General features: G+C 36.6%; 12 protein-coding genes, 1 pseudogene and 2 riboswitches. Of the genes and pseudogenes, 3 read left to right on the forward strand and 10 right to left on the reverse strand.

The window, feature by feature from the left end:
- Positions 1-720: 720 nt before the first annotated feature.
- Both ABH966_RS24135 and ABH966_RS24140 read right to left on the reverse strand, forming a co-directional pair.
- Entirely contained in the window at positions 721-2,025 is a 1,305-nt protein-coding gene (locus ABH966_RS24135; RefSeq protein WP_370082932.1) for an NCS2 family permease, read from the reverse strand.
- Positions 2,026-2,160: 135 nt separating this feature from the next.
- Positions 2,161-2,262: riboswitch (purine riboswitch) on the reverse strand.
- Between the two features lie 430 nt (positions 2,263-2,692).
- Positions 2,693-3,360 (reverse strand): annotated as a pseudogene (locus ABH966_RS24140) (MOSC domain-containing protein).
- A gap of 383 nt (positions 3,361-3,743) precedes the next feature.
- On the opposite strand from ABH966_RS24140, the gene ABH966_RS24145 reads away from it, so the two are divergent.
- Genes ABH966_RS24145 through ABH966_RS24155 form a run of 3 tightly spaced genes read left to right on the forward strand, consistent with a single transcriptional unit; the run spans position 3,744 to position 5,150 of the window.
- Positions 3,744-4,184 carry a LytTR family DNA-binding domain-containing protein gene (locus ABH966_RS24145; protein WP_370082934.1) on the forward strand — a complete coding sequence of 147 codons (441 nt, stop codon included), beginning with the start codon at positions 3,744-3,746 and terminating at the stop codon, positions 4,182-4,184.
- Positions 4,181-4,597 (forward strand): hypothetical protein, encoded by a 417-nt coding sequence (locus ABH966_RS24150; protein ID WP_370082936.1) that lies wholly within the window; start codon positions 4,181-4,183, stop codon positions 4,595-4,597. Before ABH966_RS24145 ends, ABH966_RS24150 begins: the two co-directional genes overlap by 4 nt.
- 10 nt (positions 4,598-4,607) lie before the next feature.
- The gene (locus tag ABH966_RS24155; protein ID WP_370082938.1) at positions 4,608-5,150 is read left to right on the forward strand and encodes a DUF7010 family protein; all 543 of its coding nucleotides are present in this window, start codon (positions 4,608-4,610) and stop codon (positions 5,148-5,150) included.
- Positions 5,151-5,197: 47 nt separating this feature from the next.
- Here ABH966_RS24155 and guaA read toward each other — a convergent pair whose 3' ends face one another.
- The 8 genes from guaA to ABH966_RS24195 form a co-directional block, all read right to left on the reverse strand.
- Entirely contained in the window at positions 5,198-6,787 is a 1,590-nt protein-coding gene (gene guaA, locus ABH966_RS24160; protein WP_370082940.1) for a glutamine-hydrolyzing GMP synthase, read from the reverse strand.
- A 111-nt stretch (positions 6,788-6,898) separates the two neighbouring features.
- A riboswitch (purine riboswitch) is annotated at positions 6,899-7,000 on the reverse strand.
- Positions 7,001-7,035: 35 nt separating this feature from the next.
- A complete protein-coding gene (locus tag ABH966_RS24165) occupies positions 7,036-9,222 on the reverse strand; it encodes a transglutaminase TgpA family protein (protein ID WP_370082942.1) in 2,187 nt (728 codons plus the stop codon).
- The gene (locus ABH966_RS24170) at positions 9,219-10,400 is read right to left on the reverse strand and encodes a DUF58 domain-containing protein (RefSeq protein ID WP_370082944.1); all 1,182 of its coding nucleotides are present in this window, start codon (positions 10,398-10,400) and stop codon (positions 9,219-9,221) included. The genes ABH966_RS24165 and ABH966_RS24170 overlap by 4 nt, the downstream gene beginning before the upstream one ends.
- The gene (locus ABH966_RS24175) at positions 10,397-11,341 is read right to left on the reverse strand and encodes an AAA family ATPase (RefSeq protein WP_370082946.1); all 945 of its coding nucleotides are present in this window, start codon (positions 11,339-11,341) and stop codon (positions 10,397-10,399) included. Before ABH966_RS24175 ends, ABH966_RS24170 begins: the two co-directional genes overlap by 4 nt.
- Positions 11,342-11,581: 240 nt before the next feature.
- Positions 11,582-12,262 carry an ABC transporter ATP-binding protein gene (locus ABH966_RS24180; RefSeq protein WP_370082948.1) on the reverse strand — a complete coding sequence of 227 codons (681 nt, stop codon included), beginning with the start codon at positions 12,260-12,262 and terminating at the stop codon, positions 11,582-11,584.
- Entirely contained in the window at positions 12,259-13,068 is an 810-nt protein-coding gene (locus tag ABH966_RS24185; protein WP_370082993.1) for an ABC transporter permease, read from the reverse strand. Before ABH966_RS24185 ends, ABH966_RS24180 begins: the two co-directional genes overlap by 4 nt.
- Positions 13,068-13,520: a nitrous oxide reductase accessory protein NosL gene (locus ABH966_RS24190; RefSeq protein ID WP_370082950.1), complete on the reverse strand. Its 453-nt coding sequence runs from the start codon at positions 13,518-13,520 to the stop codon at positions 13,068-13,070. Before ABH966_RS24190 ends, ABH966_RS24185 begins: the two co-directional genes overlap by 1 nt.
- The gene (locus tag ABH966_RS24195; RefSeq protein ID WP_370082952.1) at positions 13,517-14,788 is read right to left on the reverse strand and encodes a right-handed parallel beta-helix repeat-containing protein; all 1,272 of its coding nucleotides are present in this window, start codon (positions 14,786-14,788) and stop codon (positions 13,517-13,519) included. Before ABH966_RS24195 ends, ABH966_RS24190 begins: the two co-directional genes overlap by 4 nt.
- Between the last annotated feature and the right edge of the window lie 30 nt (positions 14,789-14,818).

Genomic DNA, 14,818 nt, shown 5'->3' on the forward strand with positions numbered 1-14,818 from the left:
TGATGTCCAAAATTTTGTTTCGTTCACCAACTCAAGGTTAGCTACTAAAAACTTTATTGATTACGTTTTGCTTGTTCAGTTTTCAAGGTTCATTTGTTTGTCACATTTAAGTGACTTTCTATACTTTAACATGTCGTTAACTCTATGTCAACTATTTGTGTTAGTATTTTTTAGTTGTTGTTGTTTCTTTCGTAACAACGTTTATAAATATATCACCTTAATATTAAGTTTGCAAGTGAATTATTAAAGTAAAACTATTTTAAATAAATCAATTATACCTCTGCATAATTGCGTCCGGAATCGGTCGGAGGCTTTAGGCCAACGTGATGTTGGTTACTCAGTCGCGTGTTGTTGTTGTTGTCGCTTCGCTTTCGCACAGTTAAATTGCCTCAGTACGCGGCGTTCTTAGACCGAGTTCCTCTATTTCAGCGGGTGTACAAACACCCACTGAAAGGAGCTAAAGGGAGTTTCTTCTATAGTATATAAATCTACTACACATGAATGTTATAAGTTCTAAATTAACACTATAAACGCTTATTTAAATTCCTCCTGATTTCTCATATTAGCGACTTCCCTTTTCTACTGCAGAAATTGATGAAGATTTTTTATCAATAAAATTGTTTTATATTTTTATAGTTTTTATAAGAAAAGCACCTACAATTGTTAGTTTCATTTCTAACAATTGTAGGTGCTTTTTATATTTCTATTGTGTATTTATACTTAGCGTACCCATATAAAGTATGCAAGGAAGACAAAGAATAATCCGTACATCATAGGGTGAATTTCTTTTTTGCGACCCGCTAAAAGCATTGTTATTGGATAGAAGACAAAGCCTATTGCGATACCTGTAGCAATTGAGTAACCAAGAGGCATCATGATTACTGTAAAGAAAGCTGGTACAGCAATCTCGAATTTATCCCAATCAATTAAACGTAATGAAGATACCATCAGAACACCTACAATAACTAGAGCTGGTGCTGTTACTGCTGGAGTTACCACAGCAAGTAACGGTGAGAAGAATAATGCTACTAGGAATAGTATTGCCGTTACTACAGCAGAGAAACCTGAACGAGCACCTGCTGCTACACCTGAAGTTGACTCTACATACGCTGTAGTTGTTGATGTACCAAATAGAGAACCAATTGTTGTCGCAAGAGCATCAGCCATCAATGCACGACTTGCACGTGGTAATTTATTATCTTTTACTAATCCTGCTTGTGTTGCAACTGCCATTAAAGTACCTGCTGTATCAAAGAAATCTACAAACAAGAATGTTAAGACAACTACTAAAAATTTAACGTTTAATAAAGAACTAAAGTCATGACGAATTGGATCTAGAGCTACCATAAATGTAGAATCTACACTCGGAATTGCTGAAACAAATGCTGTAGGAGGCTCAATGACACCTGTAATCATACCAACAATTGCTGTTATAACCATCCCTAAGAAAATACCAATACTACGTAGTTTAATAATAAGAATAATTGAAAGAACAATCCCGAATACAGCTAGTAAAGTTGGACCAGTGAATGTTCCTAAAGTCACCAATGTAGCTTTGCTATCTGTTATAATGCCCGCTCCTTGTAAGCCAACAAATGTTATAAATAAACCAATACCTGCTGAAACTGCATATTTAAGTTGTACTGGAATTGCATTAATTACTGTTTCACGAATACCTGTTAACGAAAGAATGATAAAGATAACACCTGAGAAAAAAACACCTGTTAAACCAGTCTGCCATGGAATACCGTACGCTCCAACTACAGTGAAAGCGAAGAATGCGTTTAAGCCCATACCAGGAGCAAGTGAAATTGGGAATTTAGCGAAAATACCCATAATTAGAGAACCGACTGCAGCTGCTAATGCTGTAGCTACGAATACAGCACCTTTATCCATTCCTGCATTTTCTAACATACCAGGGTTAACAGCTAAAATGTAAGCCATAGCAAGGAATGTAGTAATACCACCTATTATTTCGCGGCGATAATTAGTTCCTAATTCATCGAACATGAAATACTTTTTCATTTTAAAGAAATCCTCCGTATGGTCGTCTTCAATATCGAAAACAAAAAAAACACGCTGACTACTCTACTAGTCGCATGTCTACGATACATTTCATCACCATTACTATAGCGTGAAATCAATTAGTGTCTATACATTGGTATATATAACTAAAATCGTAGTCAAGTTATTTACGGTAACTTGGTAGAAACTCACGGGCCTTATCCCCGACATTATACGACGACATATTTAATTTACAATCGTAATATATCATTTCACTTTTCAGATTTCAACCCTATTTCCGAACATTTTTTATAAAAAATACACGAAAGTTCGTGTAAAATCATTATTTAATGTTCACATTTTAAAAAATCGTTGCATAAACAGGTCAGTACTGAACGTTTTAAATAAAAAAATCCCCTAGGATCCATTCGAATTCTAGAGGATTTTAACTTCTTTCAGCAATTATTTTCTGTAGCGAAAGCGAAGCGTCAGCTACAATTACTTTCTGTAGCGTCAGTAACAACACACGACTGAGTGACCAACTTCGTGTTGCTGTCGCTACGTTAACACTGCGCTTTCGCACAAAAAACATATGCATGCCTAAACACAAAGCTGATTCCGCACGCAATTATGCCGAGGCATAATTGATTACATCAATTACAAGAAAACTCCCTTGATCTACATATATTTAATTCATCACTTTACTTTGCAAAAGCTGAATTCTTTTTGCTAATTTTTGTTTCCAATCTTCCGCTAATGCATCAACTGCTTGTATACGTTTCATCGCAAGTGCATCTTTGTTTTTAAAATACACTTCGTTGCAATGTAAAATTGAAATTCGTTCAGGGTGCTTTTTCACTAATTCAATTTTTGAATCTGCACAGATTGTCCCTTCTTTCAGTACACGAGCAAGGAAGCCTGTATAACCTGTTTCAATTAAACGTTTGAGTAATATGTTCGCCTCAGTATATTTATCAATCGTACTACAAGGTACACGTCCTTGGGTAACTTGGATGACAGCATCACCTATTTTATAAATATCACCAATGCAAATTTCCGCTTCCAACATATTCGTTACTGTTAAGTTTTCACCGAATGCTGCTGTCGGCAACGGTTTACCAAGTTCCTGTTCCCATTGTATGTAATGCTCCGCAGGATATAAACAAACGGCACGGTCAGGACCGCCATGATGTTTTTTATCTGCTACATCGTCCCCCTCAAATCCACGAACGGACAAATATACTTCTTGTACTTTTTTTTTTCAATCCCTGTAATCATTGAGCGCCCATTACTATAATGCAACTCTTTCGGCATACCAATAGCAAGTGTGTGAATCATCGCTATATTTTTTTCCATTTCTGTCCCCCCTAAACTAAACAACTACATAGAGTCCTATTTATATTCATTAGTTTACTATACCTAACGCTTCGAAAGTATTATCCTTAAAGAAAGAATTTCAAGGTCTGTAATATATTGCAGCTTAACATCCTCTACTTTCCCAATCCCTAATTCCATAAAAACATACACTCATATACAAAAAAGAGTGGAATTTTCGGATACTTGAAGCACCACAAACCTTTCGGCACTCCATATCCGACCTCACACTCATCCCACACCTGAAGGATTGGGCTTTCCTGTTTGGAAAATCTGTAACAAAGCCTATTTTTTTTGCAACAAAACGAAAAATCATCGTAAGTTCTGAGAAGTGTTGCTACGATTAAAACAGAAAGGAGATCCACATGAAATTCAACTACATTTGGAAAAACAATCAATCATCTTCTGAAATTGAGATTATCAGTAATCCATCGAATAAAGAATTGCTTTCTACAATTGAGCAGCATTTTTTTCAATCTATAACATTAAGCGCAACAGATTTCAAAACAAATCGGCAGGTTATGATTGAACTCAATGACATCGAAGTAATTGAAGCATCTGGTCATTTTAGCAAAGTCTTTTTAATAGATGGTACAGAGCTATTGTTGAATAAGATTTTAAAAGAATTATCTTACTTGGAGTCTTTCGGATTGGTTAGAATCAATAATTCAATGATTTTGAATTTGAAGCAAATACGCTCATTTGCTTCGGGAAGTCATGCTAGATTGGAAGTTATTACAAAACAACAAAATAAGTATATTGTCAGTAGACATTATGCAAAATCTATTAAGGAGAAATTGATATGATAAAAGACTTAAAAAATAGCTTTTTATACGTTTCATTTTTGGGGTTGATTTGGATTGTTTTCTTAATTACTATTTTTAATCTTCACGAAGAAACAGTCAACTTTCTTTACATTTGGAATTTAATTGGTATTAGTGTTCTGATGGGGATTGTTTTTGGTATAGCTTATCCATATTTGTGGAATTACTCAACATTAAAAGTAACATCTAAAATTACTATTAGTACTTTTTTGAATTTCTTCTGTTGCTTAGGAAGTGTATATCTTTTTTCACTGAAAGCATTTGCAATTATCAAACCTTATTTATTGCTAATTTTATTGATAACGTTGATTGGTCATATCATCGGATTTTATTTTTTCTCAAAATATGAAAATAAAAAAATAGCGGATAGTTTGAATAGATCGCTTGAAAATTAAGGAGACTGAAATGAACCTCAATACTAGCTTACAAGTACTATTAAACGATATTGCTCAGAAACAAAAGAAGGGGCTTCCTTTTATAATGGCCTCAATATTTATTTGGGGAGTTATCACAATAATCGCGTTGCTACCTTTAGATTTAATGATAAAAAATATTGGTATTTTATCTTGTGGTGCATTGCTGTTTCCTGTTTCAATTCTTTGTGCCAAAATATTAAATGTTGATTTATTTTATAAAGAAAATCCATTGATTAATGGACTATTGATTGCAACAAACAATCAAATTTTATATTTAATTATTTGTATTCTTCTATTACTTAAAGCACCTATGTGGGTCTTACCTGTATATGCAATTATTTACGGTGCACATTTATTACCGTATTCATTCTTTTATCAATCAAAAAATTATCGATATAGTTCAATATTTATTTGTATAGCTATTTTGACAAGTGTAATTTTCTTCCATTTAAATATTATTTTTGTCCCTCTTATCGTAGAAATTGGTGTACTTTTCTTATTTTTAATGCTAAAAAAAGAAATAAAAAGCTAGTCTAAAAAAAATCAGACTAGCTTTTTATTCGAAATCAAATGAGGGGATTATTCCCACTCAATAGTTGCAGGTGGCTTAGATGTAATATCGTACAGCACGCGGTTAACGTGTTTTACTTCGTTTACTAGGCGAACAGAGATTTTCTCTAATACATCCCAAGGAATGCGTGCCCAATCAGAAGTCATACCGTCGATAGATGTTACCGCACGGATACCGATTGCGTAGTCATACGTACGCGCATCGCCCATTACGCCAACTGAACGGATGTCAGGTAATACCGTGAAGTATTGCCAGATGTCGCGATCAAGACCAGCTTTTGCGATTTCTTCACGTAAGATGAAATCAGATTCACGTACGATTTCTAGTTTTTCTTCTGTTACTTCACCAAGTACACGGATACCTAGACCTGGACCTGGGAATGGTTGACGCCAAACGATTTTTTCGTCAAGGCCAAGCTCTAATCCTAGTGCGCGCACTTCGTCTTTAAATAATGTGTTAAGTGGCTCAATTAATTTGAATTGCATGTCTTCTGGAAGACCACCAACATTATGGTGAGATTTAATAGTTTGTGCAGTTGATGTTCCAGATTCAATGATATCTGTGTAAAGCGTACCTTGTGCTAGGAAGTCCATTCCTTCAAGTTTAGCTGCTTCTTCATCGAATACGTAAATAAATTCGTTACCGATAATTTTACGTTTTTGTTCTGGGTCAGAAACGCCTGCAAGTTTATCCATGAAACGTTGACGTGCATCAATTTTAATAAGATTCATGTCGAAGTCTTCTGTGAATGTTTTCATAACTTGCTCAACTTCACCTTTACGGTTTAAGTTGTGGTCAACGAACATACAAGTTAGTTGGTCGCCAATTGCTTTATGAATTAGAACAGCAACAACTGATGAGTCTACACCGCCAGAAAGTGCACATAATACTTTTTTGTCGCCTACTATTTCGCGGATTTTTGCGATTTCAAGTTCAATGAAGTTAGCCATTGACCAATCGCCTTTTGCTCCACAAATGTCGAAGACGAACTGACGTAATAAGTCGTTACCGTATACAGAGTGACGTACTTCCGGGTGGAATTGTACTGCATATAGTTTACGTTCAACATTTGCCATTGCAGAGACCGGGCAAGCAGCACTTGTTGCGATTACTTCAAAACCAGCAGGAACTTCAGTTACATGGTCACCGTGGCTCATCCAAACGATTTGTTCAGTTGGTAAGTTACCGAATAACTTGTTTGAAGCTGTTACTTTAATTTCCGCTTTACCATATTCACGTGTTTCAGCACCTTCAACTTTACCACCTTGCGTATGTGCCATTAATTGCATACCATAGCAAATACCTAGGATTGGTAAGCCTAATTCGAAAATAGCTGGGTCTACATGGAAGGCATTTTCATCATAAACTGAGTTTGGACCACCTGAAAAAATAATACCTGTTGCGTTCATACCTTTAATTTCTTCTGCTGTAATCGTATGAGGATGTAACTCACTGAAAACACCAAACTCACGGATACGACGCGTAATCAATTGGTTAAATTGGCTACCGAAATCAAGAACGACGATTTTTTCTTGCTCTAATAAAGGGTTTGCTGACAATATTTCCACCTCTTCTACTATTTTTAAAGGACTTTTCATATGTTCAAAGAAAAACGCGTATGAAAGTAAAAACTTCCTACGCGTTCATAAGCTCTAATTTATAAAGGCGAATGCGTAGCAAAGAAAAGTGATTTACTAACCTTCTCACCTAACCAAAACATTCACCTTCATAGAGAAATCATTTACGGTGATTTCGTAGAAACATCCGAACCTTATTATCGAACTTATATGAAAGCAATCCTCATCATATATAATTTTTTTCATTTTACTCTTTGTACCCATCAAAATCAACTGATAGTGCGATTGATTAAATTTTCCCAACTTTCTTTCAGTTTCATAAAATCAACCTCTTGTTTATCTTTGCCATAAATATGTTGTTCATATACAGCAGTCAGTTTTTGCATCTCTTCCGTCTCTAGCGACTCATCTACTCTTGTAGCAAATGCACGTAATGTTTCGCCATCTTTTCGGCGTAATCCAATACGAGATAATTGCTTCGTTAAAACATGATATGAAGCATCAAAATTTGTCCAGTCCGCTTCTTTATTACGAAATGCTCGTACTTGCATTTTAGGTATCCACGTTTTACGTTGCATAAACAAAGCAATGCCACCGATGATCATCAAAATGCCTAGAGCAATCCATACATAAGTAAGCTTTTTCATCCATGTCCAAACAGAATCAAAACTAAACGACGTTGAGCTAGCTTTTTCTTTCTTCGGCTCTTGCTCTTCCTTCTTTGGTTGCTCTTGTTTTTTTTCTGGTTGCAGTACTTGCTCCTGCTGAGGAGTGTCTTGCTCAATATCATAATTGATATTGATATTTCTAGAAAATCCAATTGTCGGTTCAAACTCCATCCAGCCTGTTCCAGGTACATATGCTTCGACCCATGAGTGTGCATTATCATTTGTAATTTGATACTCCTGTAAACCATCTGTTATTCGACCTGGCTTGCCTGGTGCAAAGCCTTTCACCCAACGTGCGGGTATCCCCGCCGAACGTAGGAGGACAACCATTGATGTTGAGAAATTATCACAGTAGCCAATTTTAGTATCAAATAAAAACTGATCAACATAATCTTGACCCTCAGCCGGAATTGCTACTTCTTTTTTATCGTATCTAAAGCCATGAGATGAAAAATAACTTTCAACTGCTTTTATTTGATCATATACTGAAGCCTTATCGTGTGTGATTTTTTTCGCTAAATTCACGACACGTGGCGGAAGTGTATTTGGCAATTGTAAAAAACGGTTAAAGGAAGGATCTAATGTTTCTACCGTGGATGCTTTAGACATTTGAAGCTGCTTCATGCTATATTCTGGCTCACTATAAGAAATCGTATAGTTAGATAACAATTTCGATTCACCATTCTGTTGTTCTATTGCTATTTTTTCAGTGTGTTCATCCTGAATAAACAGCGGTGAATCTTGGGCAGTAACAGATATCATGCCATACGTTTGCAATAAAAATGGCATTGGAGTAGCAATGTCTATTTGAATTTGACGTTCTTTTTCTCGAGATCCAACTTGTAACGAAGTTTGGATAGGGCTATTAGTTTGGTAAACATTTTTACCAAAGTTCCCCTCCGAAAGAATCCAGCCCTTCGAAGTATAAGTATCCTTTGTATCTATACGCCAATAATGGCGATCACGAGAAGTTGCAGTAAAAATTAGTGTATTATCACCTTGAAACGGTCCTCCTAATCGGCTATCATCCTCGCTGTAACCAACTGTTTTTGCACCTGTTCCATAGCCCCCTTGCCCTGCAACCCCTTTAATAAAAGGCACTGGATCAGCCCAGGTCGGTCCTGTCTTAGGTAAAAAGAATGCCACTGAACTAACAAGCATTACCGAAACGATCATCGGAATAACCAGTTTCCACTTTCCTATTACATTGCTCGGTGCATCTGTTTGAAGCCATAAGCTTTTAACAAAAAGCAAGCCTGTCATTATTAATCCAAGTACAAGTACTTTAACAATTGCTACCTTTCCATCATAGTCACTAAACGTATCTAGTGTGGCAATAAAGAATACCGTTAACGCGAAGAAATAGAATATATTTTTCCGCACAGTTATCCAGTGATGAATTAGGTATATTAACATCCAAATAAGCGCAAGGAATAGCACCGTTCTAAATGTATCCGATACTTGTCCAAAATCGCCCGAAAGAATGGTCGTCATATTCCATTTCCATTCATGCATTAGAAATGGTATTGTCTGTCCTGAAAAAAAGGGACTTTCACTATAAACAAACACTATAAACCAAGTAATATAACTAAATTTCACTAATCCCGATAATAATGGATGTATTTGAAATAAGCTGAGTATCAATGCTAGACCGATAAACACTAAAAACAAATGAACCAAGCCTGTATTTGTCAGCTGCATTACAGGAATAAGCCATTCACGTAAAATCAGAAAAATTATTACGTATGCTATTGCTAATTCTATAAAATTTCCTAGTGATTTTTTCACGGCTTCATCACCTCCGTGAACAGATGGTAATAATCTGTTGGATTTACATGTACAACTTTAATTTGCCTATAACGCTTCGCCAACTCTGATTGCATAGGTGGCTGCTCTGCTACTACAAAACAAATACAGCTTTTCACCATATTGGCTAGAGAATAAAGTAATTCATCTGATACTTCACTCGTAACATATAGTAATGTTGCAACATGCTTAAACACTTGCTGCTCTCGTAATTGAAATTTGACCGTTTCAGCAGGTTTTATAGCAGCTAAATGATGCATTACTTGATCTAGCTGCTTATTACCTTGGATAATCGGAAAGACCTTCGTTTTCGAACCAGCTGAAACAAATGAAATATCTCCACGTTCTCCGACAATTGTTTGTAGCATCGAAGCTACAAGCTCAATTTTTTCTTCAAATAACGGAGATTTTCCAGCATGAAGTACCAACATTAACTCCTGCGATTGACGATCTTCAAATTCCTTAGATTGCAATGTTTGTGTTTTCGCAAATGATTTCCAGTGAATCCACGAAAAACGGTCACCTGGAACATACTCACGTAAGCCAACAGCCATGGATGTATCCTTAACAATTGAATAAGGTGACATCATTGTACCAACATCAAATTTTGTTTGAAGCGCGGCATACTTCATCTCACGTACTCTCGGGTAAACTAAAATGACTTGTTCCTTTTCTGCCGCAACTTTCTTTTTTGCCCAGCCAAAAAAATCACAGAAAACAATATTAACACCTAAGTAACGATGCTCGCCACGGGACATATTTTCCAACACGTAATCCCAGCTAAATTTTTTCCCGAAGCCAACGAACTTAATGCTATTCGTTCCTTGCACCCTCGATTGAACAAGGGCTTCACTGTTCACAAGTTCCTCCATCATCATATAAGCAAACGGAAAGCGTGTTTTTCGTTCCACCGTAATGGTAACCTTAGCAGATTGTCCACTCTCTACATGGGATGGCTCAATTTTGCGTTCCACTAGTAAAATATCTTCTTTCACCAGTAAGAAAATAAATGCGTATAACAAAAACGGACTAACTGTAAAAAACACAAACCAGCTGACAAACCCACCTTGGAACATGGCATAACAAAACGTTATGATCATTAACAAAGATACTAATAAGAAATGTTTACTTTTTTCCATTAAAGCTCGCCATTTCTTCATTGCTCAGCAAACCTCTTTGTCGGCACAGGTGTTTTCGCAATAATTCGCTCAATAATTTCCTCTGCCGTAACGTTATCGTAACGGGCATCTGGTTTTAATACTAGACGATGGCTAAAAACAAATGGTACTAAATATTGAACATCATCAGGTGTAACATAGCTACGCCCTTTTATAAATGCATAAGCTTGTGAAGCTTTCATTAAAGCAATCGTTGCGCGAGGACTTACGCCTAAATATATATAGCTATTTTCCCTTGTTTGAGTCGCTAGTTCGACCATATAGTTTTTGACCGAATCTTCAACATACACACCCTGTACAAGCTCCTGCAATTCATTTAATTGCGCAGCTGTTAGCACCGCTTCAATTTTTTCAATTGGTTTACCATGTTCAGCACGACGAAGTATTTCTACTTCTTGACCTCTTGAAGGATAGCCCATTTTTATTTTCAGTAAGAAACGATCCAGCTGTGCTTCTGGTAACGGATATGTTCCTTCATGCTCAATTGGATTTTGAGTGGCCATAACGAAAAATGGTTGATTGATTGTTAAGGTTTTACCATCAATCGTGACAGATGCTTCCTCCATCCCCTCAAGTAAAGCAGATTGTGTTTTTGGAGACGTACGGTTAATTTCATCAGCTAAAATGACATCCCCCATAATCGGACCAGGTCGAAACTCAAATTCCAACGTTTTTGGATTATAAATAGATACTCCTACAACATCAGACGGTAATAAATCAGGTGTAAATTGAATCCTTTTAAACTGTGCATCAAAGGATTTTGCCAGCGCTCGCACCATCATCGTTTTACCGACACCTGGTACGTCCTCAAGCAAGACATGCCCCCTTGCCAGCAAAGCTACTATGCTGAGCTCTGCAACCTCTCTTTTGCCTATCATTACTTTTTCTATATTTTCTAATACACCTTGTATTTGTGAATTCATAAATCAAAAAACCTCCTATTTCAATTCCAGCAATTATTTGAATTGCATGACAACTTCTTTAAGAATAACGAAATATGTTTAGTAACACAATTAGTATGAAACATTCATCTATTGCCTCATCCCTATAGCTCGAGCACTTAGCGAAAAAAATAATAATACTTCAGCATGAAAAAGAAGGCTTGTCTGAATACAATTCAAACAAACCTAACTTTTAGTATAACGTCATTACCTATCAAAATGTTACAGATTTAATTTTTTTAACCATAAATTCTCTAACGAAGATGAATTTTCTTGTAAAAGTATTTCCTCTAATTCACCAGAAAAAAGGATATTTCCTTCATGTAAAACTAACACATCGTCCGCTACTTCCTCCGCAAAAGCAAGCAAATGCGTAGAAAAAATTACAGTACAGCCCCTTGCTTTTTCCTCTAGCATCATTTTTTTCAGCTCCGCAATCCAAAAAGGATCAAGACCATTCGTAGGCTCATCTAAAATAAGCAAAGAACCCTCACCAAGCAAACTTTGAGCGAGATTAAGCCGTTGACGCATCCCCTTTGAGAAATGCTTCACTTTTTGTTTTCGAACATCCCATAAAGCTACGCGTCTCAGTACATCTTCCTGTTCCTTTTTGCTAATTTTCTTTAAAGAGGCAAGTAGCTGCAAAATTTCTGCCGCTGTTAACATAGACGGAAAGTCCACATCATCAGGCATATATCGAATAGCTTGTGGTTTATGCCATATTATTTCTCCAGATTTTTGCTTTTCTTGCCCAGTTAGCAGGCGAATTAAAGTACTCTTTCCAGCACCATTTCCTCCTACAAGCGCTAGAATACGCCCCGCCTGTAAAGAAAAGGAGGCTTCATGAAGACCTCTATTATTATCATAGATATTCGATAACTTCTTTGTTTCTAAAAGCATCATCTTCTTTCCCCTTTCTTTAAAAGCAAGCTAGTGTAAGCTAGCGGACATACTATCCAAAGCAATGTCACAGCTACGTAGACTGCGTAACCTAGTGGTGACGAATAAAACTGCGTTACTTTATAAAATGCAGGTCCGAGCACACTAGCCTGATCTGTAAAAATAAAGTAACCAAAGCGCAGCCACTCCACAGGATTAATATGTATCGCTATAATCGTCAGTTTTTGAAGAATATGCCCCGCCACGATCGTTCCAATAGCCATTAAAGCGTAAGAAATTAGCAATAAAAAAATGGACCAAAAGACAAGTGATAACGACAGTGCAAATAATCTTGTTTTTGCAAAAGCTCCTACGGCAATAGCCAATGACACAAAAATGAAGATACATAGCAAAGTTAGAATAATGAAAATAACTGGCAAACGCACTCCGCCAAGAAATCCACCAAGTGCTAAAATTACGCCAAATGCCACGACAACGACTAATAAAAAGGCAAGCACAGAGGCAATATACTTTCCTGCAATATACTGCGTACGCGTCATCGGATATGTCTTTAATAATGAAAACCAGCCTGATTCCACATCACCTGCGATACTCATACTACCGATTGTTAAAATAAACAGAGGCAATAAAAACAACAATACATTTAAAAACGAGGCTGTCTGTCTTGTAAAACCCTCTACATCTGGTAATGCCATTTGCTGTATAACAATGATAGCTGTAAAAACGAATGTGAAAAGTATGCCTACAAGTTGCATCCAACGACTTCTAAGCATTTGCTTTAATTCTAGTTTAATAAACATACTATACATCACTTATGGATCCCCCATTTAAAGTCATGTAAATCCTTATAGGCTAGCAGCTGACCTTCTCCCTCTTTAGTCATCCACTCCTGTGCCGCTTCCTTCGAATCAAGCGCAACTACCCCATAATTCATCGGAGTCCAATAATCCTTGTTGTATACATACACAGCGTTAAAAACGTCAATCCATTCATTTTTTGCTGCATCTTTAATAAAGGCTGCTCCAATCTCAGCTTCCCCATTCGCTTCTATATATTCCATTAGACAGCCGATATCATCAAAAATTTCATAATCACCATTCTTCAACGCAATCTGACCAGCATATGCATTGTGAACTATACTCATATTGCAAATTTTACAAACATCGGTTTCACTAACTATTTCACGAGGCTCATATGTTTTTTCACTACAGCCCATCAAAGCACCGCAACATAGCATTACAATCATCATCCATTTTTTCATTCTGTTATTCCTCTTTTCCATAGCCATAAACTACTTAATGTCAAGAATAAACCTACTAGCATTTGCACCACATTCATCTTGGCCTTCTCGTTCACATGCTTCATCGCCAATTTGGGAGTATTATCAACAAGCATATTCTTTTCAGTTTTATTAATTTGCTGATCCAGCGATGTCAATAAAATGACGCTCGGAGATGCCACGAAATATTGGTAAACAGGCTGGCGTACCATCCATTGACCAAAGCTCGACACAGCCACATATGGAATATCACCGATACCATTGTCTTTTAAGTCAATCCCTGAGTAATCATCATAATAATTATTTACTAGTCGAAAGCCTTGCTTATCGGAGCGCGCAGTTAAAATGTTACCTGTAAAGTTATTACTACTAGCCATTGTGTCGTCACTTACCTTTGTACCTTCAATGGCTGTTTGGTTCATCTGAAAATCATTTGTTTCAATTCGGATATTTGAACTTTTCTGCATTGCCACACCAGTTCGGTTATTTTTAATCGTGTTATGTTTAATTTTGGCTTGCTGTACATCATACAGCAGCATACCGTAGCCATTAAAATCAAAATGATTAGCTACTATATTATTCTCAAGGAATATATCTGTTGTCATCATAATCATAAGGCCAGTCACATTCTGAGCATATGTATTGAAAAGTGCTTCAACATCACTCGTATACATAAAGTGTGTACCGTAACGACTGCTCGTCACCTTATTACGTTGAACAACAATATGCTTTACCTCTTCTACATAAATTCCGTCCTGCACTTGCTCAACAGTATTGCCTTCGATGGTAATGTCCTCACTCTTATAAATAGCCACCCCATTACCTTTTTTGGAATAATGACCTTCGATACCAGTCACATTGATATCATGTATGTGTACATTTTTGGAAAGTTGTATATGGACACCTGTATGAACATCTTTAATTTGTAACTTACGTAACTCAAGTCCATCTACAGTACTGGCTACAATCGCTTTATTTTTCCCTGATAACGTTATATTTTCCACAGTGACATTAGCAGTGTTTTCAATTCGGAGTGTAGGGTTGCCTCTTTCGCCGATAAGTTCCGTTCCCTCTTCACCTTGTAGTGTTATCGGTTTTGTCACAATAAAATTACCTTGGTAACGACCAGCAGGAATATGAACGACCTCCCCAGGCTTTGCTACATTAATGGCTTCCTGTACATTAAAATCGGCGTGCACTGTCTGACTCATAAATAGAAAAAATAATAAGGCAAACCCTATTTTTTTCACCAATCCTTACCTCCCAGTTCAGCACGAAAA

It is taken from the genome of Lysinibacillus sp. RC46, assembly GCF_041262385.1.
Lineage (GTDB): Bacteria > Bacillota > Bacilli > Bacillales_A > Planococcaceae > Lysinibacillus.

What these genes read in the sequence shown, in the direction of transcription:
- ABH966_RS24135 (WP_370082932.1), bottom strand. Translation starts at nt 2,025, where the DNA reads ATGAAAAAGTATTTCATGTTCGATGAATTAGGAACTAATTATCGCCGC.
- ABH966_RS24145 (WP_370082934.1), top strand. Translation starts at nt 3,744, where the DNA reads ATGAAATTCAACTACATTTGGAAAAACAATCAATCATCTTCTGAAATT.
- ABH966_RS24150 (WP_370082936.1), top strand. Translation starts at nt 4,181, where the DNA reads ATGATAAAAGACTTAAAAAATAGCTTTTTATACGTTTCATTTTTGGGG.
- ABH966_RS24155 (WP_370082938.1), top strand. Translation starts at nt 4,608, where the DNA reads ATGAACCTCAATACTAGCTTACAAGTACTATTAAACGATATTGCTCAG.
- guaA (WP_370082940.1), bottom strand. Translation starts at nt 6,787, where the DNA reads ATGAAAAGTCCTTTAAAAATAGTAGAAGAGGTGGAAATATTGTCAGCA.
- ABH966_RS24170 (WP_370082944.1), bottom strand. Translation starts at nt 10,400, where the DNA reads ATGAAGAAATGGCGAGCTTTAATGGAAAAAAGTAAACATTTCTTATTA.
- ABH966_RS24175 (WP_370082946.1), bottom strand. Translation starts at nt 11,341, where the DNA reads ATGAATTCACAAATACAAGGTGTATTAGAAAATATAGAAAAAGTAATG.
- ABH966_RS24180 (WP_370082948.1), bottom strand. Translation starts at nt 12,262, where the DNA reads ATGATGCTTTTAGAAACAAAGAAGTTATCGAATATCTATGATAATAAT.
- ABH966_RS24185 (WP_370082993.1), bottom strand. Translation starts at nt 13,068, where the DNA reads ATGTATAGTATGTTTATTAAACTAGAATTAAAGCAAATGCTTAGAAGT.
- ABH966_RS24190 (WP_370082950.1), bottom strand. Translation starts at nt 13,520, where the DNA reads ATGAAAAAATGGATGATGATTGTAATGCTATGTTGCGGTGCTTTGATG.